Origin of the sequence: Vibrio hepatarius (assembly GCF_043642085.1) — a bacterium.
In the GTDB taxonomy this organism is placed as follows: Bacteria; Pseudomonadota; Gammaproteobacteria; order Enterobacterales; family Vibrionaceae; genus Vibrio; species Vibrio hepatarius_C.
In genome coordinates, this window is sequence record NZ_JBHZSA010000004.1 from 271,089 (window position 1) to 296,725 (window position 25,637).

General features: G+C 45.2%; 27 protein-coding genes. 23 read left to right on the top strand and 4 right to left on the bottom strand.

Going from position 1 to position 25,637, the window contains the following annotated elements; translation table 11 throughout:
* Position 1: 1 nt before the first annotated feature.
* Positions 2-349, bottom strand: a complete 348-nt coding sequence (locus ACHUFZ_RS10505; RefSeq protein ID WP_394127132.1) for an ArsC family reductase — start codon at positions 347-349, stop codon at positions 2-4.
* A 201-nt stretch (positions 350-550) separates the two neighbouring features.
* Between ACHUFZ_RS10505 and ACHUFZ_RS10510 the strand changes: the two genes are divergently transcribed.
* The gene (locus ACHUFZ_RS10510; protein WP_004413228.1) at positions 551-838 is read left to right on the top strand and encodes a winged helix-turn-helix domain-containing protein; all 288 of its coding nucleotides are present in this window, start codon (positions 551-553) and stop codon (positions 836-838) included.
* Positions 839-887: 49 nt separating this feature from the next.
* Here ACHUFZ_RS10510 and ACHUFZ_RS10515 read toward each other — a convergent pair whose 3' ends face one another.
* Both ACHUFZ_RS10515 and ACHUFZ_RS10520 read right to left on the bottom strand, forming a co-directional pair.
* Positions 888-1,223, bottom strand: coding sequence for a DUF4156 domain-containing protein (locus ACHUFZ_RS10515; RefSeq protein ID WP_394127133.1), 336 nt, complete (start codon positions 1,221-1,223; stop codon positions 888-890).
* Positions 1,207-1,551 carry a DUF2956 domain-containing protein gene (locus tag ACHUFZ_RS10520; RefSeq protein ID WP_394127134.1) on the bottom strand — a complete coding sequence of 115 codons (345 nt, stop codon included), beginning with the start codon at positions 1,549-1,551 and terminating at the stop codon, positions 1,207-1,209. The genes ACHUFZ_RS10515 and ACHUFZ_RS10520 overlap by 17 nt, the downstream gene beginning before the upstream one ends.
* An 84-nt stretch (positions 1,552-1,635) precedes the next feature.
* Here ACHUFZ_RS10520 and ACHUFZ_RS10525 point away from each other — a divergent pair, with 84 nt between their 5' ends.
* Entirely contained in the window at positions 1,636-2,178 is a 543-nt protein-coding gene (locus ACHUFZ_RS10525; protein ID WP_394127135.1) for a TPR domain-containing protein, read from the top strand.
* Positions 2,179-2,272: 94 nt separating this feature from the next.
* Here ACHUFZ_RS10525 and nrfA read toward each other — a convergent pair whose 3' ends face one another.
* Positions 2,273-3,640 carry an ammonia-forming nitrite reductase cytochrome c552 subunit gene (gene nrfA, locus ACHUFZ_RS10530; protein ID WP_208733154.1) on the bottom strand — a complete coding sequence of 456 codons (1,368 nt, stop codon included), beginning with the start codon at positions 3,638-3,640 and terminating at the stop codon, positions 2,273-2,275.
* 540 nt (positions 3,641-4,180) lie between these two features.
* Here nrfA and nrfB point away from each other — a divergent pair.
* From nrfB to fliG, 21 genes are all read left to right on the top strand, one after another.
* The gene (gene nrfB / locus ACHUFZ_RS10535; protein WP_394127136.1) at positions 4,181-4,768 is read left to right on the top strand and encodes a cytochrome c nitrite reductase pentaheme subunit; all 588 of its coding nucleotides are present in this window, start codon (positions 4,181-4,183) and stop codon (positions 4,766-4,768) included.
* A 1-nt stretch (position 4,769) separates the two neighbouring features.
* Entirely contained in the window at positions 4,770-5,459 is a 690-nt protein-coding gene (gene nrfC / locus ACHUFZ_RS10540) for a cytochrome c nitrite reductase Fe-S protein (RefSeq protein WP_394127137.1), read from the top strand.
* The gene (gene nrfD / locus ACHUFZ_RS10545) at positions 5,459-6,430 is read left to right on the top strand and encodes a cytochrome c nitrite reductase subunit NrfD (RefSeq protein ID WP_394127138.1); all 972 of its coding nucleotides are present in this window, start codon (positions 5,459-5,461) and stop codon (positions 6,428-6,430) included. The genes nrfC and nrfD overlap by 1 nt, the downstream gene beginning before the upstream one ends.
* Before the next feature lie 2 nt (positions 6,431-6,432).
* Positions 6,433-8,328 carry a heme lyase CcmF/NrfE family subunit gene (locus tag ACHUFZ_RS10550; protein WP_394127139.1) on the top strand — a complete coding sequence of 632 codons (1,896 nt, stop codon included), beginning with the start codon at positions 6,433-6,435 and terminating at the stop codon, positions 8,326-8,328.
* Positions 8,306-8,842: a DsbE family thiol:disulfide interchange protein gene (locus ACHUFZ_RS10555; protein ID WP_394127140.1), complete on the top strand. Its 537-nt coding sequence runs from the start codon at positions 8,306-8,308 to the stop codon at positions 8,840-8,842. Before ACHUFZ_RS10550 ends, ACHUFZ_RS10555 begins: the two co-directional genes overlap by 23 nt.
* Positions 8,843-8,846: 4 nt before the next feature.
* Entirely contained in the window at positions 8,847-9,284 is a 438-nt protein-coding gene (nrfF, locus tag ACHUFZ_RS10560) for a heme lyase NrfEFG subunit NrfF (RefSeq protein ID WP_394127141.1), read from the top strand.
* 93 nt (positions 9,285-9,377) lie between these two features.
* Complete coding sequence (locus tag ACHUFZ_RS10565; protein WP_053440486.1) at positions 9,378-9,836, top strand: DUF2919 domain-containing protein; 459 nt, start codon at positions 9,378-9,380, stop codon at positions 9,834-9,836.
* An 81-nt stretch (positions 9,837-9,917) separates the two neighbouring features.
* On the top strand, positions 9,918-10,820 hold the full coding sequence (locus tag ACHUFZ_RS10570) for a Dyp-type peroxidase (protein WP_394127142.1): 903 nt from the start codon (positions 9,918-9,920) through the stop codon (positions 10,818-10,820).
* Between the two features lie 124 nt (positions 10,821-10,944).
* Positions 10,945-12,078 (top strand): flagellin, encoded by a 1,134-nt coding sequence (locus ACHUFZ_RS10575; RefSeq protein ID WP_394127143.1) that lies wholly within the window; start codon positions 10,945-10,947, stop codon positions 12,076-12,078.
* Positions 12,079-12,313: 235 nt separating this feature from the next.
* A complete protein-coding gene (locus ACHUFZ_RS10580) occupies positions 12,314-13,447 on the top strand; it encodes a flagellin (protein ID WP_004413242.1) in 1,134 nt (377 codons plus the stop codon).
* Positions 13,448-13,676: 229 nt separating this feature from the next.
* Positions 13,677-14,810 carry a flagellin gene (locus tag ACHUFZ_RS10585; protein WP_394127144.1) on the top strand — a complete coding sequence of 378 codons (1,134 nt, stop codon included), beginning with the start codon at positions 13,677-13,679 and terminating at the stop codon, positions 14,808-14,810.
* Positions 14,811-14,881: 71 nt separating this feature from the next.
* Positions 14,882-15,310, top strand: coding sequence for a flagellar protein FlaG (gene flaG, locus ACHUFZ_RS10590; protein WP_394127145.1), 429 nt, complete (start codon positions 14,882-14,884; stop codon positions 15,308-15,310).
* Positions 15,311-15,329: 19 nt separating this feature from the next.
* The gene (gene fliD / locus ACHUFZ_RS10595; RefSeq protein ID WP_394127146.1) at positions 15,330-17,351 is read left to right on the top strand and encodes a flagellar filament capping protein FliD; all 2,022 of its coding nucleotides are present in this window, start codon (positions 15,330-15,332) and stop codon (positions 17,349-17,351) included.
* Positions 17,338-17,661: a flagellar protein FliT gene (locus tag ACHUFZ_RS10600; protein ID WP_394127147.1), complete on the top strand. Its 324-nt coding sequence runs from the start codon at positions 17,338-17,340 to the stop codon at positions 17,659-17,661. The genes fliD and ACHUFZ_RS10600 overlap by 14 nt, the downstream gene beginning before the upstream one ends.
* A 15-nt stretch (positions 17,662-17,676) precedes the next feature.
* Complete coding sequence (fliS, locus tag ACHUFZ_RS10605; RefSeq protein ID WP_053440478.1) at positions 17,677-18,087, top strand: flagellar export chaperone FliS; 411 nt, start codon at positions 17,677-17,679, stop codon at positions 18,085-18,087.
* Positions 18,088-18,362: 275 nt separating this feature from the next.
* Complete coding sequence (locus tag ACHUFZ_RS10610) at positions 18,363-19,829, top strand: sigma-54 dependent transcriptional regulator (protein ID WP_394127148.1); 1,467 nt, start codon at positions 18,363-18,365, stop codon at positions 19,827-19,829.
* A 123-nt stretch (positions 19,830-19,952) separates the two neighbouring features.
* Entirely contained in the window at positions 19,953-21,011 is a 1,059-nt protein-coding gene (locus tag ACHUFZ_RS10615) for a sensor histidine kinase (RefSeq protein WP_394127149.1), read from the top strand.
* Positions 21,012-21,013: 2 nt separating this feature from the next.
* Positions 21,014-22,414, top strand: a complete 1,401-nt coding sequence (locus ACHUFZ_RS10620; RefSeq protein WP_394127150.1) for a sigma-54-dependent transcriptional regulator — start codon at positions 21,014-21,016, stop codon at positions 22,412-22,414.
* 98 nt (positions 22,415-22,512) lie between these two features.
* Entirely contained in the window at positions 22,513-22,824 is a 312-nt protein-coding gene (fliE, locus tag ACHUFZ_RS10625) for a flagellar hook-basal body complex protein FliE (RefSeq protein WP_004418601.1), read from the top strand.
* A gap of 15 nt (positions 22,825-22,839) precedes the next feature.
* Positions 22,840-24,588 carry a flagellar basal-body MS-ring/collar protein FliF gene (gene fliF / locus ACHUFZ_RS10630; protein ID WP_134835198.1) on the top strand — a complete coding sequence of 583 codons (1,749 nt, stop codon included), beginning with the start codon at positions 22,840-22,842 and terminating at the stop codon, positions 24,586-24,588.
* Positions 24,581-25,636 carry a flagellar motor switch protein FliG gene (fliG, locus tag ACHUFZ_RS10635; protein ID WP_134835197.1) on the top strand — a complete coding sequence of 352 codons (1,056 nt, stop codon included), beginning with the start codon at positions 24,581-24,583 and terminating at the stop codon, positions 25,634-25,636. Before fliF ends, fliG begins: the two co-directional genes overlap by 8 nt.
* Position 25,637 lies beyond the last annotated feature (1 nt).

Here is a 25,637-nt window from a genome sequence, read left to right on the forward strand (position 1 = left end):
ATTATGAGAATATTGCTGTGTACTGGTCAGCTTTAAAACCTAAGTGGTAGCTATCACCAGTGACAAGAATAGGGCGCTTAATCATCGCAGGTTGCTCTACAAGAAGCTCAATTGCATTGGCTTCATTTAGCGAGTCTTTTTGCTCTTGGGTCAGTTGACGGTAAGTTGTTCCGCGCTTGTTGAGTACATTTTCCCAGCCAAGTTGCTGACAAAATATTTCAACCATTGCTTTATCAACACCTTGCTTGCGGTAGTCATGAAAGCTGTATTCGACACCTTCTGCTTCTAACCATTTCTTGGCTTTTTTTATCGTGTCGCAGTTAGGAATGCCATACATAGTGATTGTCATTGTTAAACCTTTGGAAGTGACTTTTTTGTTATTCAAGCATCCTATCAGGAAGTGAATAGAGAGACAAAAGTGTGATGGATATATTTCATTGGGCAAAAAAAATGTGTTTCAAACAATGACGATCGTAGAGTTTTTGATCAAACTCAACACATGGCTAAGCAAAACAGAAATAATGACTCTAGAAACTTATAGGAGGTATCAATGGAGTTGAGTCCTGTTTTTGCGAGGCGCTTGTATCTTGCATTATTGGTTGAAAACTTAGAGCGCCCAAATGTCCCGAAACTCATCGAGCAAACAGGCTGGCCACGTCGAACAATTCAAGACGTTATTAAAGCGCTACCTGGTATCGGCATAGAGCTGATGTTTGTACAAGATGGTCGACGTCACAACGATGGCTATTACCAACTATCAGATTGGGGACCATTTGATAGTCAATGGGTCACTGAGCGAGAGTCTGATATAGCAGCAAGCTTAGGCTTTAAAGCCTGATAAATAAAAACCTAGTGTGTCGCACTAGGTTTTTGGTTTTGTTGGTTGGTTAAGGGCAGGTATAGGCGTTGCCCATGACCGTAAATGAGGTGGCAAAATCTTGTGGGTTGGTCATGTAAACCGTATTGGCACCAAGTAGGCTAGCTTGATTCTTCATATCGTTTAATGCCCCACGTATGAGCACATCGTTAGGGAAAAACAGGTAACTATACCAATGTCCCTCACTGCCAGTGACTTCACCAAGCCATTGGCAATCTTCGGCATTAAATTGAGAGTCTAGCCTTAGATGCACTGGCTGTGCGCTTGGCTCTAGCGTGTTCATTGGCGTGCTGCAACCACTGGCGAGCAGCAGCGCTGAAAAAAGTAGACTAATTCTGGCTAACATAAACAAGGAATCCTATCCAACTTATCGCTAATAGTGCCCAAGGTAATAAGGCACTTTTTTTGCCTGTTTCTTGTGCGCTAACTTCTTCCGTTACGGGCTCTTGATCAAATTGCTGAGACTGTTGTTTCGATTTCTGGGCTTTCTTTTTCGCTTTATCCGCTTGTCGAGAGCGTTCTTTTTGCTGTTTTTTGTATTGGGCGATACCTTTCTCAATACCTTGAGCAACTAATTTAGTTTGCTCTTTGGTTTGTCCTGGCTTTTGAGTCGCTTTAGCTATTTTCATTGCTTCTGTTTGCGTTTCTTGTGAGGGAACGACTTTGTTTTTCATAGTGATAGGTCTTGCGAGATCAAAGATAGTTTTATCCTATCACGATATAATTCCAACATACTGTACAAAATCATGAGTCTTTGAATGAAACGTATTTTGCTCGCCAGTTTTGCTTTGTCTGTTCCTTTGTACTTTTGGTTACAAGGGGAGCAACCTCAGCCGAAAGTGGATGATACGTTAGCTCAAACTCATTCTGAGTGGATGGACTCAATCCAGCAGCAACTAAAGCAAGATCCCAACCAAGCGGAGCTGTGGTTTCAGTTGGGCCATGGCTACTTAAACAATCAAGAATTCTCTTCTGCGCTAACCTGTTTTGATTATGCGGCGCGTCTAAGTGATGCACCTTCTGCCAGTCAATTGGCTGCCAAAGCGACGGCACTCTATTACGTCAAAAAGCAAAGAATGACTGATGAAGTGCGCGGTTTGCTCAATCAAGCCTTAGCCCTTGAGCCGAAAAACTTAACCGCGTTAGCGCTAATTGCCAGTGATCATTTTATTAGCTTCCGCTATCAAGAAGCAGTCGATGCGTGGACTCGCATGTTGGACTCAAACAGCCCTGAGCTGGATAGAGAATCGGTGATTCGCTCATTAAATCAAGCCAAAGAGATGATGTCTAATAAGTCTTAGTAGGTGGCATTAAAGTGTGAGTGCGCGCGATAACTTATAGGCAAGCACAAAAAAACCGGCGAAGTTCGCCGGTTTTTAGTTTTATGGGCTGGAATTAGTATTCAGCTTCGCGCTTTTCTGCTGCCTCATTCCAATCAGGAACAACGGTCTTCAAAAAGTTTTGCTTGTCAGCGTTCATCTTATCCATATCCATACCTAGCGCTTTTTGAGCCGCCGCTTTGGTTGAAATGTCTGGCAGCTCTACTGGCTCGGTAATGCCTTTCTTCGCAAGTAGTCGAACAATCTTAGTTCGAGCATCCGCTGCGCGGTCAACCGCAGTACCAAGTACTTCTAGTGCCACTTCAGGTGCGTGCATATGTACACCGTGTGAGGCAATCGCATAGTCCCAACGCCATTGAGCATGACGAATATCTTGCAGGATATCTTTCATCTCAGCTTCGGTTGCGCCCGCATCCCAAGCCGCGCCTGCTTCAAAGTGTGCCGCGACAATTTGCTTCTCAGCGGTTAGCTTCATATTCAGCACTTGCGCTTTACGAGTCGACACGATTTCGCGCATTTGCTCTTTAGACTGGGTGTGACAGTTAGCACAGGTGTCTTCGAAGCGGTCAAATGGGTTACCCACTTTATGATCGGTATAAACCGTACCGTCTTCTTTGGTCACTTTTGGCATATGACAATCAACACAAGCGACTTTGTTTTTGCCGTGAATACCATCGCGCCAAGTTTCGTAACCAGGGTGCTGAGCTTTTAGCATCGGCGCTTTGGATACTTTGTGAGTCCAATCCTTAAAGCCAAGTGCATCGTAGTACTCTTCCATATCATCAACGGTTGTGCCTCTGTCCCAAGGGAACTTAACCGCGTTTTTCTCTGATTTAACGAAGTAGTATTCGACGTGACACTGGCCACATACCGAAGCTTGTTGATCGAGACGAGACTGCTGCTCAAAAGGTTTATCAATCGCTTCGAATGCGCGCTCAACATAAGGCTTAGCTAATGCAAGTGCTGGTTCGCCATTTTTGAATCCTTCACTACGTGTATCGTGACAGTCAGCACAACCGATAGGGTTAACCACTTGATCACCAAGACGCGCCCATTTACCTTCGAAATAGCCATCTTCACCACGTTCATCAATGATTCTACCTACGTCAGGGCTCTTACAGCTCCAACATGCCATCGGCATTGGGCCTGAGGTTTCATCTTGTGGTGCGCCAGTACGCAGCGTTTGTCTTACGTCATCGACTGCGTAAAAGTGGCCACGTGCTTTGTTGTAGTCTTTTGCAAAGCCGTAACCTGCCCATAGAATCACCATATTTGGATCTTCTGCCAGAGCATCTTCGATATGTTCACTTTCTGAGGTGGCTTTCCAAGAGTGGTATTGATCTGGGTGCTGCTGTTCGTACGCGTCGTTACGAGGATCAATTAAGCCTTTGTCTTCGGATGCAGCAAAGCTAGTGACACTCATTAATGAGCTGGCCACGATCGCTAATGCTGCAGCGGATTTTGGTATCCAATGCAATTTATTCACAGTGCTATCTCCGTATTCTGTTTTTATAAGCAGCGTTGTGAACTGGCTATATTCCAAACTAAGAACTGGAGAAACTGATACATATTGTAATAAAAAGAAATAAATTAAATAACTTGTTAATAAGTAATCATTGTTTGAGATCAATTTTACCTAGTGATCCAGTTCAAATTGGACTTGTTATACCCCTAAAGGGCTACTGTTGGTTTGTGCGATGGTTTAATGAAACTTATTATCATCAATGACTTAGTGACATTAACCGCTCATTTATTAAGGTGATGGAGATCGAATTTTGAGCAGTTATAGCTACCCCTAAAGAGTAGTGAGAGTAATATATAGTTAAATAGCGTTGTGGCTTTTCCAAAATAAGAATTGATCTCATTTGATATGTTTTTTGATGTATCAAGGGGCTTTAATTTTTAACCGTATATCAACTTATTGATTTTTCAATAAAAGGTACGGGAATAAGGAAAGGATAATATGGGCAATATAAAGTTGGCCATAGTCATAATGCTAAAGTCACTTCTAGCATTTTGCCTCTATGGTTATTCTCTTCATGCCGTTGCCGACACTTCAACTGTGCAGTCTGAAGAAAAGTCAGCCCGCCATGAGGTCACGCTTATCCGTGACAAGGATTACAAATGTATCCAATGTCATAAGGATTCGAAACAAACCCTCCAAGAGTCACACGGTGAAGACGCGCACAAAAATCTTGGCCGCGAAGTTAACTGTACCGAGTGTCACAATAATATCGGCCCAGATCACCGTGAAGGTGCGCCGGTTGTGACCAAATACTCCAGTGCTCAGTCTCAGCCAGGTAGCGAGAAAGTCTTTCTTGATCCTGAAGCTATCTTAAAGGCCAATAGCCAATGTACCGATTGTCACCAGCCTAAGGATATGCGTGATGATAGCTGGACACACGATGTGCATGCTAAGAACTTAACTTGTTCAAATTGTCATGACGTCCACGCGAGCAAATCTAAGGTGCTAGGCCTTGAGCGTAAAGAACGCATCAAGTTGTGTGTCGATTGTCACTCTGACTTTAATCAGCTGAATAAGGAGAAGTAGTATGAGTTGTTCTAGACGAAACTTCTTAGCTGGCTCGGGTGCGCTGATCTTTGCTACAGGCGTTGCGGGTACTGCGGTACTGAGCAGCCGAAAATCTCTAGCTAATGTTGAGCAAGACGGTAATAAACTCTACGGTATGATCCACGATGAAACCGCTTGTATCGGTTGTACTGCTTGTACTGAGGCATGTCGTGAAGTGAATAAGGTGCCAGAAGGTGTCTCTCGCCTTGAGATTATTCGTAGTGAGCCGCAAGGTGAATTCCCAGATGTTGATTACCGTTTTACGCGCAAATCTTGTCAGCACTGTGAAAACCCACCTTGTGTCTATGTATGTCCAACTGGGGCGGCGTACAAAGATGAGAAAACTGGCATTATTGATGTGCACAAAGAAAAATGTGTTGGCTGTGGCTACTGTTTAGCGGCGTGTCCATATCAAGTGCGTTTCTTCAATCCAGAAGATCACTCAGCAGATAAGTGTAATTTCTGTCGTGATACCAACCTAGCGCAAGGCAAATTGCCTGCATGTGTTGAATCTTGTCCAACTAAGGCACTGATCTTTGGCGATCTCAACGATCCGAACAGTGAAATTAATCAGGTGCTTAATAGTGAAGCGGTCTACCGAGATAAAGTGCACTTAGGGACGAAGCCTAAGTTGTACAAAGTGCCTCATCAGAAAGGGGAGATATCATAATGAATGGTTTTGAAAGTGCATTCCACTTTGACTCTCTGGTGTGGGACTGGATTATCGCTATCTACCTGTTTTTAGCGGGTATGTCGGCAGGTGCGGTGATGATCTCGCTCTACCTGAAGCGAAAAGTGATTGAAGGTGATCCAGCTAATAATGGCATCATGAAAGCGATGGCATGGTTGGCACCGTTTGGCATCATTTCGGGTTTAACAATTCTTATCTTCCACTTAACCAAACCGTTATCGTTTTGGAAGATCATGGTTTTCTACAATCCGAGCTCAGTCATGTCGATGGGTGTTATCTTGTTCCAGGTCTACATGATTGTATTGTTTATCTGGATTGGGATTATATTCCGTCATCAAATCATCCGCTTCTGTGAAGGCAAACTGCCAACTAAGTTGCTCGATCTGGTTGATGGAATCTTAATTAAGTCCGGTAAGGCTACCAACGGTATTGAACTGTTTTTGGGTTTCCTAGCGATTGTGTTAGCCGCTTATACGGGCTTCCTACTTTCAGCATTGAAAACTTACCCAATGCTGAATAATCCAGTCCTGCCGATTTTGTTCCTGTTCTCTAGCCTTTCATCCGGTGCCGCGGCGTGCTTAATGTTCGGCATATTGGTGTTTAAAGAGTCAGCGACAAGTCCTAGTGTTTCTTGGGTACATGGCTTTGAGCGCCCAGTTGTGATGTTCGAACTGTTTGTCTTGGTAACCTTCTTTACTGGTTTGATTTTTAGTGGTGGACAGAACGAAGTTGCGGCTTGGAATGCGATTGGTGGCGGGTTCTGGTCAAATTGGTTTTGGTTTGGTGTGGTATTGATCGGTATGTTGCTGCCGTTGACGCTCAATGCTGTGACGCCTAAAGAGACGCGCCATAATGGCGGCTATATCTTCATCGTTACCACATTAAGCTTGGTTGGTGTACTGATGCTGCGCACCTTTATCTTGTACGCAGGACAGATGACGGTCGTGTAATCATGGTAGGAGAGTTTGGTCATTTTGCGTTAATTTGGATTGCGGTATCGAGCTCACTTAGCTCTGCTTGGTACGGGTGGCAAAAATGGCGCGGCAATGATTCAACACTCTCCTTATCATTGGTGGCTAAGCTCAACGGTGTGTTGGCACTGTTGAGCCTTATTATTCTTGGCTACTTGTTTATAGCCGATCAATTCCAGTTTCATTATGTCGCCTCTCACTCTAATTCTGCACTGCCTGTATTCTATAAAATGGCAGCAGTGTGGGGCGGCCATGAAGGCTCAATGTTGTTTTGGGTCTTTACTCTCGCGCTATGGTCAGCGTGTATCTGCTTTATTCCCAATACCAGTAAGCGTTACTTAAATGACGTGTTGTGGGTCATGACCCTGTTTGTCGCTGCGTTTAGTTGGTTTACCTTACTTGCCTCTAATCCTTTTGTTTATTCAGACGTTTGGCTAGAACAAGGGCGAGATTTAAACCCCATGTTGCAAGACATCGGGCTAATCTTTCATCCTCCATTGCTTTACCTTGGCTATATTGGCTTCTCGACGGTATTGGCATTTGCGTTGGCAGCATTGATGCAAGCTGAATATATGACGCAATGGGTCAAGCTGGCCACGCCTTGGGTTATTTCTGCATGGCTGTTTTTAACCTTAGGCATTTTGGTTGGTTCTTGGTGGGCCTATAACGAATTGGGCTGGGGAGGCTGGTGGTTCTGGGATCCTGTCGAGAATGCCTCTTTGCTACCTTGGTTAACCGGTACCGCATTGCTACATGCGATGCTGGCGGCCAAGAAACATCAGCAACAAAGTCGTAGTGCGCTAATCCTCGCTTTAGTCACCTTTAGCCTGAGTATACTCGGTACATTCATTGTCCGCTCAGGGGTTCTGACATCAGTACATGCCTTTGCGGTTGACCCAAGTAAAGGTGTGGCGCTGCTACTGATTTTGGCCGTCACCTTAATAGCCTCGTTTAGTTTACTGTTCGAGCGCAGCGATGCTGTTAACAGTCGACCTATTAAAGCAGTAAATGGGCGCAGCTATTTATCTTTAATGGCGGTTGGCCTACTTGCTGTCGCCACCTTTACTGTCTTTTTAGGCACGTTTTACCCGATGGTTTATGAGCTGCTAGGACTTGGCTCAATCTCGGTCGGGGCGCCTTATTTCAACACCTTGTTCTTACCATTGACTCTGTTGGCTCTGCTTGGAATGGGGCTAGTGCCATTATTGAAATGGCACTGCGGCGCTTATTATTCCCCAGCTGAGATAGTGACACTGTTGTTGTTTGCGCTCTTGGTTGGCACTTTGCTGTATTGGCTACAAGTGGATCAGCTATCTATTGTGGTGACACTGGTGTGGGGACTTGCTGTTTGGGTATTGCTCAGCCATAGCTTGCTCGCCATCAAACAATCGAAGCTCTCATTTATGATCCTTGCTCATGTCGGTCTTGCGATAAGCTGCGTTGGCGCAGTGATGAACAGTGAACACTCGTTTGAAGTGAACCATAAAATGTCAGCGGGAAGCAGCGCACAATTCGGTGATTGGCAGGTCGACTATCTGGATACCGAGTGGTCAATCGGTCCCAATTACACGGCGGAAAGGGCGCTGATTCGTTTTTCCCAGCAAGGGCGAGAGTTCGTACTGATGCCAGAGCGTCGTCATTACCCCGTTCGTGTGATGAATATGAGTGAGCCTGCCATTCGACCTTTTTGGCATGGCGATTACTACATAACGCTTGGCAGTAAAGTGGACGTCGATTCCTACGCGGTGAAAATTCAGTATAAAGCCTATATCGGATGGATCTGGGGCGGCGCACTAGTGGCGATGCTTGGCGGTGTGATACCTTTGTTTTCATCGCGGAGAAAAGGAGTCGCTCATGGCGTTATCAAGCAAGCGTAAGATCAGCATATTCATCGTTGTTCTGCTTGGCTTTATCGGTTTTTTGGTTGCGGGGCTTAACTCTCAACAATTTGGTCCTCAATCAACGCCTGTTGTGCGCGCTTTTCCGGTGATGGCTGTCGAATTGCTTGATGGAAACAGCGAGGTGCAAACTCGCCAGCTGTTCAAAAGTGACTACCAGATCGTCAATGTTTGGGCGTCTTGGTGTGGGGTATGTAAACAAGAACATGCCTATCTGAATCAAATCGAACAATCAGGTGTTCCGATAGTGGGGTTAAATTATCGCGACCAACGTTCAGGCGCGCTTAATTACCTTGGCCATTTAGGTAACCCGTATCGTGATGTTATTTTTGATCCTAAAGGTCGCTTGGCGCTTGATTTGGGAGTGGTTGGCACGCCAGAAACGTATCTAGTGAATAAACAAGGTGACATCATTTATAAGCATCTTGGCGTACTGAATGAGCGAGTATGGAACAAGTATTTCGCTCAATATTTTCAACTAGGAGAGAGCTAAGCTTATGGCAATAAGTAAGCAAGCATTGTCAGTGATACTGATGGTTTTAGCGCTATTCTCTCAAGCGGCGTATGCCTCACAAGAACTGTTTGCTCCTGCGACGTCGGAACAAAACTCTCAGGTGGAACTGTTTGAGTTTGATTCTCCTCAGTTGCAAAAAACGGCAATCGAGCTAGCGAAATCATTACGCTGCCCTCAGTGTCAAAATCAAAACTTGGTCGAGTCGAATTCGCCGATTGCCAAAGATTTACGCCTAATCGTGTTTGAGAAAATCAATCAAGGCCAGAGTGAGCAACAAGTGATTGATTTTATGATCGCCCGTTATGGTGAGTTCGTTTTGTATAAACCCTCCTTTAGCTTATCGAATGCCTTATTATGGCTAGCTCCTATCCTGTTACTCGTCGCATTTATTGGATTGTCGATTCGACGCATCAAAGGCTAACCCTTACTTCCTTTGCTCTAACAATTTACTGATAGAAAATTGTGCCAATTGGTATAGAGTAATAGTTAATTTCAAATCAGTAGTTACCGATCAGTGCGTTACGCAATAGAACAATATGATAAGCATGGCTTTTTGAAAGCACCGAAGCTGCTTTGGTTTAGCTGGTTATTCTTAGCTAAAGCTTGGATAGTTTTTGTCGTTGCAGGAGCAAGCCGAGAGAGTGGCAGTAAGATTCTTTCGATTGTCTATCCAGACCATACCATGCTCTATTTAGGCCTTGCGATGGGGGTTCCTAGCATAGCTTTGATGTGGCTTGTCAATCTACGAAGTCCAGAGCGCCACTGGGTGAACAGAATTGTTGCTTGGGGACGCAGTATTACACTCGTGACAGCTACCCTGCAGTTATCCCAGACCATGTATCATGTTTATTTGGTACACGGCGCATTCAGTTGGGCGAATGGAGCGGTGATGCTACTGCTGCTATGGTTAATTATTTATGTCGCGAGAAGCCGCAGTGTCAGAGACAGTTTTCATAACCCTCCAATGCACTGATCGAAGCAAGCGATGATCGCTATCAATATTTAGAAATCAAAACGAAATACACTGAGCAAAAAATTAAGTGAGGAACTCATAATGTCATACCCTCAAAGCGCAATTCTTCCTGAAGCAGGACCATTTGCACAATACACTTTGTTGAAAGTAAACCAAGATGCTCAAGGCGTGTTAGCACAGCTGCAAGCACTACCGGCACTGGTTGAAGAACTTAATGCTCAACAGCCTGGAGCAGAGCTGACACTGTCCATTGCATTTACTAAAGCCTTTTGGAGCAAGCTTGACGTAGCAGTTCCTAGTGAGCTGATTGATTTCCCACAATTAGGTGAAGGTGAAGCAGTCGCACCTAGCTCAGATGTTGATGTTTTGATTCACTGCCATTCAAATCGTCATGATTTACACTTCTACTTACTGCGTAAATTCTTTGCTCAGGTTTCAGAAAATGTCTCTGTTGTTGATGAGACTTACGGTTACCGCTACCTAGATTCACGTGATATGACGGATTTCGTTGATGGCACAGAGAACCCGAAAGATGCCCAACGTGAAGAAGTCGCGATTGTTCCACAAGGTGAGTTTGCTGGTGGTAGCTATGTAATGGTGCAGCGCTTTATTCACAATCTGCCATCTTGGAATCGTCTCAACGTTTCTGCGCAAGAGAAAGTGATTGGTCGTACTAAGCCTGACTCTATCGAACTAGACGATGTACCTGCAGCGTCACACGTAGGACGTGTTGATATTAAAGAAGAAGGTAAGGGCCTTAAGATTGTTCGCCACAGCTTGCCATACGGTAGTGTGTCAGGTGAGCACGGTCTGCTGTTCATTGCTTACTGTAATACACTGCATAACTTCAAAGCGATGCTTGAGAGTATGTACGGTGTAACAGATGGCAAAACTGACCAACTGCTGCGCTTTACAACCGCTGTGACAGGGGCTTACTTCTTTGCGCCTTCGGCACAGATGCTACAGAGCTTGAACGTTAAGTAGTACAACACTGAATTTTAAAATAAAAACCGAAGCCAAGTGCTTCGGTTTTTTTATGCAAATTCCCTTAAAGAATAATCCATTTGGCCGATACAAAGAGTAACTGAAAGAAGGATATCGCTTAATCATGGCCATCACTGTTAATACCAATGTCTCTGCAATGACGGCGCAGCGTCACCTGACGAATGCGACGGACTTGCTTAACCAGTCGTTAGAAAGGCTGGCATCGGGCAATCGTATTAATAGTGCCAAAGATGATGCTGCGGGTTTGCAAATATCCAATCGCCTTGAATCTCAAATGCGCGGGCTTGATGTTGCAATGCGTAATGCCAACGATGGTATTTCCATTATGCAAACCGCAGAAGGGGCGATGAATGAAACCACCAACTTATTGCAACGTATGCGAGATCTCTCGTTGCAATCCGCTAATGGCTCCAACAGTCGCGCTGAGCGAGATGCGTTACAAGAAGAAATGGGCGCTTTAAATGATGAATTGAATAGAATTGCAGAAACCACCTCTTTTGGTGGTCGAAAATTGCTCAATGGTTCATTTTCATCGTCTTCTTTTCAGATTGGTGCTAGTTCAGGTGAAGCAGTACAAGTCTCATTGAAAAACATGCGTTCTGACAGCGTGGATATGGGCGGGTTTAGCTATATTGCCGCAGGTAAAGCGGACAGTTCATGGCAAGTATCTCAGGGCAGCCAAGATCTCACCATGCAATATACCAATGCTCAAGGTCAGCAAGAAACCATCAATATAAGCGCGAAATCTGGCGACGATATTGAAGAGTTGGCGACCTATATCAATGGTCAAACGGATAAAGTCTCGGCCTCTGTCAATGAAGAAGGGCAACTGCAAATCTTTATGGCTGGCAAGGAAACGGCGGGAACGATTTCGTTTTCTGGTGGCTTAGCGAATGAGCTCAATATGAATCTAGCTGGTTATGAAGCGGTTGATAATATTGATATTTCAGAGGTTGGGGGCGCGCAAAGGGCTGTTTCAGTCCTCGATACCGCACTCAATTATGTCGATAGCCACCGAGCTGAACTCGGCGCAATGCAAAATCGCTTTAATCACGCCATCAACAATTTGAGCAATGTGAACGAAAACTTGTCAGCGTCTAATAGCCGGATTAAAGATACCGACTACGCGAAAGAAACCACCCAAATGGTTAAGCAGCAAATACTGCAGCAAGTGAGTACATCTATCTTAGCCCAGGCTAAACAACAACCAAATTTGGCGATAACGTTACTCGGTTAATTTAAGACAAGAGAGCATTATCGACAGCCGAAGCGAAAGCTTTAGCAAAAAAATGACTTTATTAACGTTTAATCACGCTTTTCTCACCAATAGAACTTTTTTCGAAAAAAACTTAAAAAAAACCTCAAGGTTTTGGAAATAGCGCCGTTAATAAATGTAACTTTTGAGAGAACTACTTTGGTTTTCCGAGACGTCGGAAACCGGAAACATCGGAAAATCAAACGGAGAAATCACCATGGCAGTGAATGTAAACACCAACGTATCAGCAATGACAGCACAGCGTTACCTAAATAGCGCGAACAACGCTCAACAAACTTCAATGGAGCGTTTGTCATCTGGTTCTAAGATCAACAGCGCTAAAGACGATGCAGCGGGTCTTCAAATCTCTAACCGCTTAAACGTACAAAGCCGTGGTCTAGACGTGGCTGTACGTAACGCGAACGACGGTATCTCTATCGCGCAGACTGCTGAAGGTGCGATGAATGAGACAACAAACATCCTGCAACGTATGCGTGACCTATCGCTACAGTCTGCTAACGGTTCAAACTCGAAATCTGAGCGTGTTGCTATCCAAGAAGAAGTAACAGCACTTAATGACGAACTAAACCGTATCGCTGAAACAACATCTTTCGGTGGTAACAAGCTACTGAACGGTACGTTCGGCACTAAATCAATGCAGATCGGTGCAGACAACGGTGAAGCGGTAATGCTTTCACTAAACAACATGCGCTCTGATGACTCTAAAATGGGTGGCCAAAGCTTCCAAGCGGCGACTGCTAAAGATTCAAGCTGGACAGTTGCTGCAGGCGCAAACGACCTAACAGTTAACCTAACTGACACTGACGGTGTTGCTCAAACTATCACTATCAACGCGAAAGAAGGCGACGATATTGAGGAACTAGCGACATACATCAACGGTCAAACTGACATGGTTAAAGCGTCAGTAAACGAAGATGGTCAACTACAAGTATTCGCAGGTGCGGATAAAGTAGACGGCGCAGTATCATTCTCTGGTGGTCTTGCTGGTGAGCTTTCAATGGGCGCAGCAACAAACGTAACAGTTGATACTATCGACGTTACATCGGTAGGTGGCGCGCAAGAATCTGTTGGTATCATCGATGCTGCACTTAAAAATGTAGATAGCCACCGTGCTGAGCTGGGTGCATTCCAGAACCGCTTCAACCACGCTATCAACAACTTAGATAACATCAACGAAAACGTGAATGCATCTAAGAGCCGTATCAAAGACACTGACTTCGCGAAAGAAACAACTGCACTAACTAAGTCGCAAATTCTTTCTCAAGCTTCAAGCTCTATCCTTGCTCAAGCGAAGCAGGCACCAAACTCGGCACTAAGCCTACTAGGCTAATCAAGCCCAAATTAAAAAAATCCAGCTTCGGCTGGATTTTTTTTTGCCTCACGCAAATAGATGATCTCCATCACATTTCATATGCTCGCCGATAAAAAAGCAAAAAAAAATTATTTTTTTCCTAAAGGTATTTTTTAGTTCGCCGTTAAAGGATTGAGAGAAATGAGATGTGCCAAAGTGAGGTGAGAGACACTGCGGCACATCGCCCTAATGCCGAAGGAGATCAAATATGGCAATTAATGTAAACACGAACGTGTCTGCAATGACCGCACAGCGTTACCTAAATGGTGCCGCTGACGGGATGCAGAAATCGATGGAGCGCTTATCTTCAGGTTATAAAATCAACAGTGCACGAGATGACGCTGCTGGTTTGCAAATTTCCAACCGCTTAAACTCACAAAGCCGTGGCTTAGACATGGCTGTAAAAAATGCCAATGATGGTATCTCAATTGCTCAAACCGCTGAAGGTGCGATGAATGAGACCACTAACATACTTCAACGTATGCGTGATTTGGCACTTCAATCTTCAAACGGCTCTAACTCTCGTGGCGAGCGTATCGCGATTCAAGAAGAAGTAACGGCGCTTAACGACGAGCTAAACCGTATCGCAGAAACTACCTCTTTTGGTGGTAATAAACTGCTAAACGGCACATTTGGCGACAAGTCTTTCCAAATCGGAGCAAGTTCTGGTGAAGCTGTACAGCTAGGCATCGGCAACATGCGTTCTGATACTATGGATATGGGTGGTAAAGCATATATTGCAACTGCTGCTAAAGACGCTGATTGGGCTGTTGCGGCAGGAGCGACTGACCTTACACTGGGCTATACTGATGTACATGGTGAAGCTAAAAATATCACCATAAATGCTAAAGTTGGCGACGATGTCGAGCAGCTTGCAACGTACATTAATGGTCAAAGTGAAGATGTGAAAGCATCTGTTGGTGAAGAGGGTAAACTACAGCTATTTGCAGCATCTAATAAAGTTGCTACAGACGTCACTATTGGTGGTGGACTTGGTGGTGAAATTGGTTTCGGTGCTGCAGAAGATCGTACTGTTGCTGATGTAGATGTAACGACAGTTGCAGGCTCTCAGCTAGCGGTATCTGTGATCGACGGCGCATTGAAAACTGTAGATAGCCAACGTGCTGAACTGGGTGCATTCCAAAACCGTTTTGGTCACGCGATCACCAACTTAGACAACATCAACGAGAATGTGAATGCATCTCGTAGTCGAATTGTTGATACAGACTATGCGAAGGAAACCACTGCGATGACGAAATCTCAGATCCTTCAACAAGCGAGTACCTCTATTCTGGCACAGGCGAAGCAGTCTCCGTCGGCAGCACTTAGCTTACTTGGTTAACCGATGGGTTCGATAGGAGCTTATTGGCACAACATTATGTTGTGACCTGCTAAGGTGGAAGGGAGATCGTTATGGAAATACCATCCTACACATCGAACGTCCAGCCTTATGGCTCAGAAAGTGGCACTAAAATTGCTTCCAAGTATGATGGTGTACAGCAAGTTTCCTCGAAAAAGGAGCAAGTTTCTACCGCGGAGATAAGTGAAAAAGCGACTCAGAATGTTGAAAAGGCTATCGAAGCTTCAAAAGAGCGAGAAAAGCTGAATCGAGTAGAACGAGAGCGAATTGTGGAAGAGATGAATAATTTTATTTCCTCCATCAATAAAGGCTTATCATTTCGTGTGGATGAAGAATCCGGTAGAGATGTTGTAACGATATATGAAGCGGATACTGGTGATATTATTCGTCAGATTCCGGATGAGGAAATGTTGGAGATCTTACGTCGACTGAGAGAGCAGACGGCCCGTTATTCATCAGGGCTTTTCAACCAGGCGGTGTAATCATACTTGAGGTGAGTGAATGAGTTTTGGCCCAATAGGCATGAATTCTGGCATGGATATCAATTCTATGGTCAGCAAAATTGTAGATGCGGAGCGCGTACCTAAGCAGCAACGCATCAACAATGAGCAGACCAAGATTGATTCTAGTATCAGTGCCTATGGTCGACTTAGAGAGTCGCTGGATACGATGAAAAACTTGATGGCGAGCTTTCGTCAGGAGAAAGCTTTCGCCGCAAGAACAGTGGAATCGACTGATGAAGCTGTTGTATCCGCAACTGCAACCACTGAAGCTATCGCTGGTCGCTATGCGATTGATGTGTTGCAGCTTGCCCAAAGCCACAAAATTGCATCTGATGTTCTACCTGAAGATGCGAAATTTGGTCCGGGTAAGCTGCAGGTTTCATTGGGGGACAAAAAGTTCTCCATTGACGTGCAACAAAATTCCAAATTGATTGATATCGTCCGTGGTATCAATGGCAGTAAATCCAATCCCGGTGTTCGAGCCGCTGTAATCAATGATACGGCAGGGCCTCGTTTAATCGTCGCCGCGAATAAATCTGGTCAAGATAACGACATTTCGATGACGGTTGACGCTCAGCCAGGTGATGCCCTTAAACAGCTCGAATACAAAACACTAGAACAACGTGTAAAAGATCTAGAGCGTGCGCGTGCCGCAGCTCAAGACTTGCTTTCTCCGCTTAATGCCGCTGAACAACTGATTGCCGACAAAATTGCGCAAAGAAACATCGATGCGGCAAAAATTGTAGACCAAGAAATTGCCGATGCCTCTAAACAAGCGGCAATAAGTGCCGATCCCAATGCGGCGAAAGAGGCAACTCCGGGTAATGAAATGTCCAGTGGTGCCACCTCGGCTGCCGCTCAAGCAGGCATTGAAGCTAATAAATACCTAAAACCTGAAGATCGCATTCCTGGCTGGTCGCCGACAGCGTCAGGTACCTTATTAGATTCGTACTGGGAACCTGAACCTCAGCTTGATGCAAAAGCCAAAGAAAAAATGGGTGATGTTCCAGGCTGGTCAAACAGTGCTTCAGGTACTCTTACCGATTCCTATGTCACACCTAAAGAGGCACAAGCCAAACTGGATTTTGAAAAATCACGTATTGAACAAGGTTTGGTGGATCAAAGAGCTTCCTTGAAGCTACGTGTTGCATCCGGTGAGTTGACGCCTGAACAGGCGAAAGAGCTAGAACGAGCAAACCTACCAAAAGATGAGCGAGAATATCTAGAGCGCATTGATAAAGCTCAAGCTGATTTAAATGCCGCGCAGCAATCCTTTGATACCTACCGAGGTATGACAGAAGTTCAGTCTGCGCAAGACGCAAAAGTGATGCTCGATGGTGTGGCCCAGTTATCCAGTGATAACAACATAATTGAAGATGCGATCGATGGCGTTGACCTGACAATTAAAGGCCGTACTGAGAAAGGTAAGCCTGCATCTGAAATCGATATTGAGTATGACCGACAAGGGGTTCGAGACGATATCGAACAATTTGTCGCAGCCTACAATCAGTTCTATCAAGTCTCTAAGGAGTTGGGCGGCGTTGACCCAACTACGGGTATGGCAGGGCCTTTGTCAGGGGACAGCATAGTACGTAGCGCCGATTCAAGGCTAAAGGCGGTATTCTCTTCTCGGGTTGAACCAGCACCTGAAGATCTTAAAACCTTGACCGAATTTGGTATTACCACCACGCGTCAGGGTAACCTTGAGATCAACTACGAGATGTTAGATCGACAACTTAACAACAACTTTAATAAACTCGAAGACTTTTTTGGCGGTAATCAGGGCTTTGCCAAAAAAGTAGAAGATGCGATTCAAGGGCTAACGGGTGTCACAGGTTCGATTCGAAGTCGTGAACGCAGCTTAGTTGAGCGCAATTATCGTATGCAGGATGATCAAGCGGCACTGGATCGCCGTATGGAAAATTTAGAGAAGCGTACACACGCCAAGTTTTCGGCGATGCAAGACGCAACGAGTAAAATGCAGTCTCAATTAGCGGGTATGATGAATGCCCTTGGATAGTGACTTTGCTGCAAATATTACTCTTTTGAGAGACATGGATCACAAAATCCATGAAACTCTTGCAATTGTGGAAATCAATGCTGAAGAAATCGTTCAGCTAGTCGATACAAGGGAACAGATTTTGCAAAAGTTACTGGAAGCGATACAAGCTCGTCCAGAACTCAAGCAAGAACAACAGTGGCAAGAGGCGGTGAAGACCACTCAAACTGTTGTAGAATTGATGCAGAGCAAGACCGACGAACTAGCTATGGCGTTAAAAAAATATCGTCACGGCAAGCGTTCTGTTCAGCAGTATCAAAAGTTTTTATAGATTAAGAGGGTTATCATGCGTGGTTCATTACAGGCTTACAAGAAGGTATCAGTTGATAGCCAACTAAGTGCAGCCTCCCCACATAAGATCGTCCAAATGCTGATGGCAGGTGCTATTGAGCGATTAATTCAGGGTAAAGCAGCGATGCAAGCTGGTAATATCCCAATGAAGGGTGAGCGCCTTGGTAAAGCGTTAGACATTATTATTAGTCTACGTAGCTGTCTTTCAATGGATGATGGTGGCGATATTGCTCAAAATCTAGACCAGTTATATGAGTTTATGATTACTCAGATTACTGAAGCGAATCACCAAAACAATCCGCAACCAATTGACGATGTTATCGACATTATTCGTGAAATTAAGTCAGCTTGGGATCAAATTCCAAACGAATACCACAACCTGACGGCGAATGATGTAGGTTTATAAAACCATCAACAAGCGTTTTGATTGTTTAAGCCAAATGTAAGCTTTTTCTTAAAACTAACGAAAAGCTGATTTTGGCTTAACATCACACCAGTTAATTGCTTGGTTGCCTTTATTTTTTTTTAAAATAGAATAGAAAGCCACATATAGCCTAGTGGCTTTTTTTGTTGCTGAAATTTATATATTGTCTAGCGGTTTAACTGAACTATAGTTATTCGTAACGTTAGCAACTTTATCCAGCCACACCGTTTAAAAAGAAAAGGCAAATAATCTCACCTATGCAGGGTTTAGCAAAGCTACTTGTGATTGAGGACGACGCTCAAGCGCGTATCAATCTTAGTAATATTTTAGAATTTGTTGGGGAACAATGTGAGGCGATCAGCTCTGATCAACTTGATGATCTCGATTGGTCACAAGTGTGGGCTGGCTGTATTTTGGGTTCTCTGAGCAGTGATAGGCTGCCGACCAAGCTGAGTGAAAAGTTATCCCAAGCCAATCATATTCCGCTTCTTATTACCGGAAAGCATTCTTATCCAGTCGAGGAACTGACAAACTATGTCGGTGAGCTGGAGTATCCGTTAAATTACCCTCAGCTCAGCGAAGCGCTGCGTCACTGTAAAGATTTCCTTGGGCGCAAAGGGGTAAACGTTCCTTCTTCTTCTCGTAAAAACACCTTGTTCCGTAGTTTGGTTGGTCAAAGTATGGGTATTAAAGAGGTGCGCCACCTGATTGAACAGGTTTCAGGTACCGAAGCGAACGTATTGATTTTGGGTGAGTCTGGTACGGGTAAAGAAGTCGTTGCTCGCAATATCCATTACCATTCAGCACGCCGAAATGGACCATTCGTACCAATCAACTGTGGTGCTATTCCGCCAGACTTGTTGGAAAGTGAGTTGTTTGGTCATGAAAAAGGCGCTTTTACTGGCGCGATTACCGCCCGTAAAGGCCGATTTGAGCTGGCTGAAGGTGGTACGCTATTTCTTGATGAAATTGGCGATATGCCAATGCCAATGCAGGTTAAGCTACTGCGTGTACTTCAAGAACGATGCTTTGAACGCGTCGGTGGTAATACTACGATACGTGTTAATGTTCGTGTCATTGCGGCGACTCACCGTAATCTAGAAAGCATGATCGATGATGAATCATTCCGTGAAGACTTGTACTACCGTCTGAATGTGTTCCCAATCGAGATGCCTGCACTACGTGATCGTATCGAAGATATTCCATTACTGCTGCAAGAGCTAATGACTCGAATGGAAGCGGAAGGTGCACAGCCAATCTGCTTTACGCCTCGCTCTATTAACTCGTTAACTGAGCATGATTGGCCTGGTAACGTACGCGAGTTGGCGAACTTGGTAGAGCGCATGATCATTCTGTATCCAAACAGTTTGGTCGATGTGAATCATCTACCAACTAAGTACCGATACAGTGATATCCCTGAGTTTCAGCCAGAGTACAACAATGTTGAGTCGGTTGAAGAGCAGGAACGTGATGCTCTACAAGATATATTTTCTGAAGACTTCAGCCTTGAATCGACTGATCTGTTCCAAGATCACGACAATGCGCCACAAAGCTTACCGCCAGAAGGCGTTAACTTGAAAGAGATGCTGGCTGAACTTGAAGTGAATATGATCAATCAGGCGTTGGAAGCGCAAGGTGGTGTGGTTGCAAGAGCTGCAGATATGCTAGGCATGCGTCGCACCACTTTGGTTGAGAAAATGAGAAAGTACAACTTACAGCGCTAAACTGAATCAAATCTTGACTGTCAAATTTTCGACTTAATGCTAAGTTGTTGAAAATATTACAAAATAGCCTGGCGTGCTTATTGCATGTCAGGCTATTGTAGTTTTTAAGGTAGAAAAAACGTCATGCATTCAACATCACAGGCTGATAACCCAATGCCGCTAGGTACTTTAGAACAACAAGTCGAACGTTATCAGCAAGTGCTCGATGTTATGCCCGCTGGTGTCATTCTGCTTGATACGCAAGGCGTGGTTCAAGAGGCAAACCCAGAAGCACAGCGCTTATTGGAAATCCCGTTAGTGGGCGAAAAGTGGTTTGAAGTGATTCAACAAGCCTTTGCGCCTCGTGAAGATGATGGTCACGAGATTTCATTGAGAAATGGCCGTAAAGTCCGTTTAGCGATTTCAGCGTCAACCACGGGTCAGTTGATTTTGATTACTGATTTGACGGAAACGCGTTTGCTTCAGTCACGCATCAGTGACTTACAGCGCCTTTCTTCATTAGGAAGAATGGTTGCATCGCTCGCGCACCAGGTTCGAACGCCTCTGTCGAGTGCCATGTTGTATGCATCGAATTTAGCGGCGCCTAACCTACCGCCGGCGACCAAAGATCGCTTCCAAAGTAAGCTGATGGACCGTCTGCATGATTTGGAGAAGCAAGTGAACGACATGCTATTGTTCGCCAAAGGTGGTGATAACAAAGTCGTTAAGCCGTTCACCATCTCTGACTTGGTGGCTGAGTATTCACCGATGGTCGAAACCGGCCTCAAGAACAATAACATCGATTACTTTTTAGAAGTTGAACAAGAGCAGACAACGCTGCTTGGTAACGCCAATGCAATCGCTTCAGCGTTAAGCAATTTAGTAATGAACGCAATCCAAATAGCTGGCAAGGAATCACAAGTCGATGTGTTCTTTAGACCAGTAAATGGTGAGCTCAAAATTTCGGTTCAAGACAGTGGTCCTGGTGTGCCGAAAGAGCTGCAAAACAAGATTATGGAACCTTTCTTCACAACACGCTCTCAAGGGACAGGACTTGGCTTGGCCGTGGTGCAAATGGTCTGCCGAGCGCATGACGGAAGATTGGAACTTATTTCAGAAGAGGGTGATGGTGCATGCTTTACCATGTGTATTCCACTGGAACGCGTCCCTCATACTGACCAAGAAGCTATGACTGGAGAATGATGATGGCTCAAAGTAAGGTATTAATCGTAGAAGATGATGAAGGTCTACGCGAGGCATTGGTTGATACTCTCGCTCTAGCTGGCTATGAATGGCTTGAAGCGGACAGCGCGGAAGATGCCTTGGTCAAACTGAAATCAAATAACGTTGATATTGTGGTTTCTGACGTGCAGATGGCTGGAATGGGCGGTCTTGCGTTGCTAAGAAACATCAAGCAGCATTGGCCAAACCTTCCTGTGCTGCTAATGACAGCCTATGCCAATATCGAAGACGCCGTGTCTGCGATGAAAGATGGTGCCATTGATTATATGGCTAAGCCGTTTGCTCCAGAAGTGTTATTGAACATGGTCAGCCGTTACGCCCCAGTTAAGTCAGACGACAATGGCGATGCGGTGGTAGCAGATGAGAAAAGTATTAAGCTTCTTGCTCTGGCGGATAAGGTAGCCAAAACCGATGCCAGCGTGATGGTGCTTGGGCCAAGTGGTTCAGGTAAAGAGGTGATGTCTCGTTACATCCATAATGCCTCTAATCGCAAAGATGGCCCATTTGTCGCGATTAACTGTGCGGCAATTCCTGACAATATGCTCGAAGCGACCCTATTCGGTTATGAAAAAGGGGCGTTTACTGGTGCGGTTCAAGCGTGTCCGGGCAAATTCGAGCAGGCGCAAGGCGGTACTATTTTGCTGGATGAAATCAGCGAAATGGATCTCAGCCTCCAAGCTAAATTACTGCGTGTTTTACAAGAGCGTGAAGTGGAGCGTTTGGGTAGCCGTAAAAGCATTAAGCTTGATGTTCGTGTGCTGGCGACCAGTAACCGCGACCTCAAGCAATACGTCCAAGAAGGCAACTTCCGCGAAGACCTGTACTACCGCTTGAATGTATTCCCAATTGCATGGCCTGCGCTGTGTGAGCGTCAAGGCGATATCGCACCACTGGCTAAGCACTTGGTTGAGCGAAACTGCCAAAAACTGGGTATGCCAGTTCCAAACGTATCAGAGCAGGCGATTGCAAAACTTCTCGCTTACCCATGGCCAGGCAATGTTCGTGAATTGGATAACGTCGTACAACGCGCGTTGATCCTGAGTGAAAATGGCAACATTGGCTCAGAACACATTTTACTCGAAGGTCTAGATTGGCAAGATGCGTCAAGCTTACAAGTCGCAGTCGAAAATGGCGATGTGATTGTGCCTGACGTTAAACCGGTCGCCGATATCAACAAAAACCTAACCTCAGGTTCGGGACTAGGTGGTGAGTTACGTGACCAAGAATACGCCATTATTCTTGAAACACTCGAGGAGTGTAATGGGCGTAGAAAGGACATGGCTGAAAAATTAGGCATTAGTCCACGAACTTTGCGCTACAAGTTAGCAAAAATGCGCGATGCTGGGATTGATATTCCTAACTAACGTGTTATTTTTCCACACTCTTAATGACGTGGCATGAGGATTGCAGCGTCATTAATCTAGCACTTATTTAAGTCAAAGAGTTGACTACTGAGGTTTTGATGAGAATTGACGGATTTCAAAGCGAAATGCAAGCCATGATGTTTGAAGCGGGTGGGACTAAACCGGCTGCAACAGGTCAAACAGTTGGTGCTGATTTTGGTCAGTTACTCAATAACGCAATCAATAACGTCAACAGCCTTTCTAAAGCATCAAGCAATATGCAAATGCGTTTTGATCGCGGCGATGCTGACGTCTCTCTTTCCGACGTGATGATCGCTAGAAACAAATCTAGCGTCGCTTTTGAAGCAACAATTCAAGTACGTAATAAGCTAGTCGAGTCGTACAAAGAATTGATGAACATGCCAGTTTAAGTTTAGGTAAAGTCTGTGGCAGAACAAAATCAATCAACGGATCTGACTGTTTCTGATAGTGGCCCAGATAGCACTATGCTATCGACTACTGATTTGGATACAGATATACAAAATCCAGATCTGGATGAAAAAAGCAGTTCAAAATTCGACATGGCTGTCGGAGATCTCGATCTATTACGTCAAGTCGTACTTGTCCTTTCTATTTCGATCTGTGTTGCCCTAATTGTCATGTTGTTCTTCTGGGTGAAAGAGCCTGAAATGCGCCCACTTGGCGTGTACGAAACAGAAGAGCTTATCCCTGTCCTTGATTACTTAGATCAGCAAAAATTAGATTACAAACTCGAAGGCAATACCATTTTGGTGCCGGCGAGTGATTTCAACACCCTCAAGCTCGATATGGTTCGTGCTGGCCTGAACAACGAAAAGCAGGCTGGTGATGACATTCTGCTGCAAGACATGGGCTTTGGCGTTTCTCAGCGCTTAGAGCAAGAGCGTCTTAAACTGAGCCGCGAGCGTCAGCTATCTAAAGCCATCGAAGAAATGAAGCAAGTGCGTAAAGCACGCGTTCTTCTGGCGCTACCGAAACAAAGTGTGTTTGTTCGCCATAACCAAGAGGCTTCTGCTTCGGTTTTCTTGACGCTAAAAACAGGCACCAACTTAAAGCAAGAAGAAGTCGATTCAGTGGTCGACATGGTGTCGAGTGCGGTTCCGGGAATGAAACCTAACCGTATTACCGTCACCGATCAGCATGGTCGTCTATTAAGCTCAGGTACACAAGATGCGGCTTCTTCAGCTCGCCGTAAAGAACATGAACTTGAGCGCAAGCAAGAACAAGCGCTGCGTGAAAAAATTGACTCAGTACTGATCCCAATTCTGGGCTTTGGTAACTACACCGCACAAGTGGATATCCAACTCGATTTTAGTGCGGTTGAGCAGACTCGTAAGAGTTTTGACCCGAATACTCCTTCGACACGAAGTGAATACACCCTTGAAGATTACAACAACGGCAGTGTGGTTGCCGGTGTACCGGGTGCGTTAAGTAACCAGCCTCCAGCCGATGCGTCAATCCCACAAGATGTCGCGCAAATGAAGGATGGTTCGCTCCTTGGTCAAGGTTCTGTACACAAAGAAGCAACGCGTAACTTCGAGCTAGATACCACCATCAGTCATGAGCGTCGTCAAACTGGCGTAGTTAACCGCCAGACTGTCGCCGTTGCGGTTAAGAATCGCGCCAGCGTAAACCCTGATACCGGTGAAACGACTTACCAGCCACTTTCAGATGCTGAGCTAAACTCAATTAAGCAGCTATTGATTGGTACTGTTGGCTTTAGTGAAGCGCGTGGCGATTTACTCAACGTTCTAAGTATGCAGTTTGCGGTTCCTGAAACGGAAGTGATGGCTGATGTGCCTATTTGGGAGCATCCAAACTTCAATGATTGGATCCGTTGGTTTGCGAGTGCGTTAGTCATTATTGTTGTCGTGCTAGTTCTAGTTCGACCAGCAATGAAGAAACTACTCAACCCTGCTTCTGACGAAGATGATGACCAACTATACGGCCCAGATGGCCTACCAATCGGGGCGGATGGTGAAACCAGCCTAATTGGTGGCGATTTGGATGGCGGTGAGTTATTTGAGTTTGGATCAAGTATCGACTTACCTAACTTACATAAAGATGAAGATGTGCTGAAAGCGGTACGAGCTCTTGTAGCGAACGAACCAGAGCTAGCGGCGCAAGTAGTTAAGAATTGGATGCAGGATGCCTAACGAAATAGTTCCACAGGAAGGGGGCGGTGAGGAAGCAGAAAACACCGTGGATATAGCAAGTATTCCGGGCGAAGAGCGCGCGGCGATCCTTCTACTCAGTCTCAATGAGGAAGACGCAGCGGGCATTATTCGCCATCTAGAACCAAAACAAGTTCAACGAGTTGGTAGTGCCATGGCGCGTGCTGCTGATTTAAGCCAAGACAAAGTTGGTGCGGTTCACCGTGCTTTCTTGGAAGACATTCAGAAATACACCAACATTGGTATGGGCAGCGAAGACTTTATGCGTAACGCTCTCGTTGCTGCTCTTGGTGAAGATAAAGCCAACAACCTTGTTGACCAAATTCTACTGGGTACAGGTTCTAAAGGCCTAGACTCGTTGAAGTGGATGGACCCTCGTCAGGTGGCGAGCATCATCATCAACGAACACCCTCAGATTCAGACTATTGTTCTTTCCTATTTGGAACCGGATCAATCTGCGGAAATCCTGTCTCAGTTTGCTGAGCGTGACCGCTTAGACTTGATGATGCGAATCGCTAACCTTGAAGAAGTTCAGCCATCTGCATTAGCAGAGCTGAATGAAATCATGGAGAAACAGTTCGCTGGCCAAGCGGGTGCACAAGCAGCCAAGATTGGCGGCCTAAAGGCAGCGGCAGAGATCATGAACTATATGGACAACAACGTCGAGGGCGTGCTGATGGAGCAAATCCGCGACCAAGACGAAGATATGGCGACGCAAATCCAAGATCTTATGTTCGTGTTCGAGAACCTTATCGAGGTCGACGACCAAGGTATTCAGAAATTGCTGCGTGACGTTCCTCAAGACGCACTACAACGTGCACTTAAAGGTGCGGATGATTCTCTACGTGAGAAGATCTTCAAGAACATGTCTAAACGTGCTGCTGAGATGATGCGCGACGATCTGGAAGCAATGCCTCCAATTAAAGTATCTGATGTGGAAGCGGCGCAGAAAGAAGTTCTGGCAATTGCACGACGTATGGCTGACTCAGGTGAGTTAATGCTAGGCGGCGGCGCTGACGAATTCTTATAAC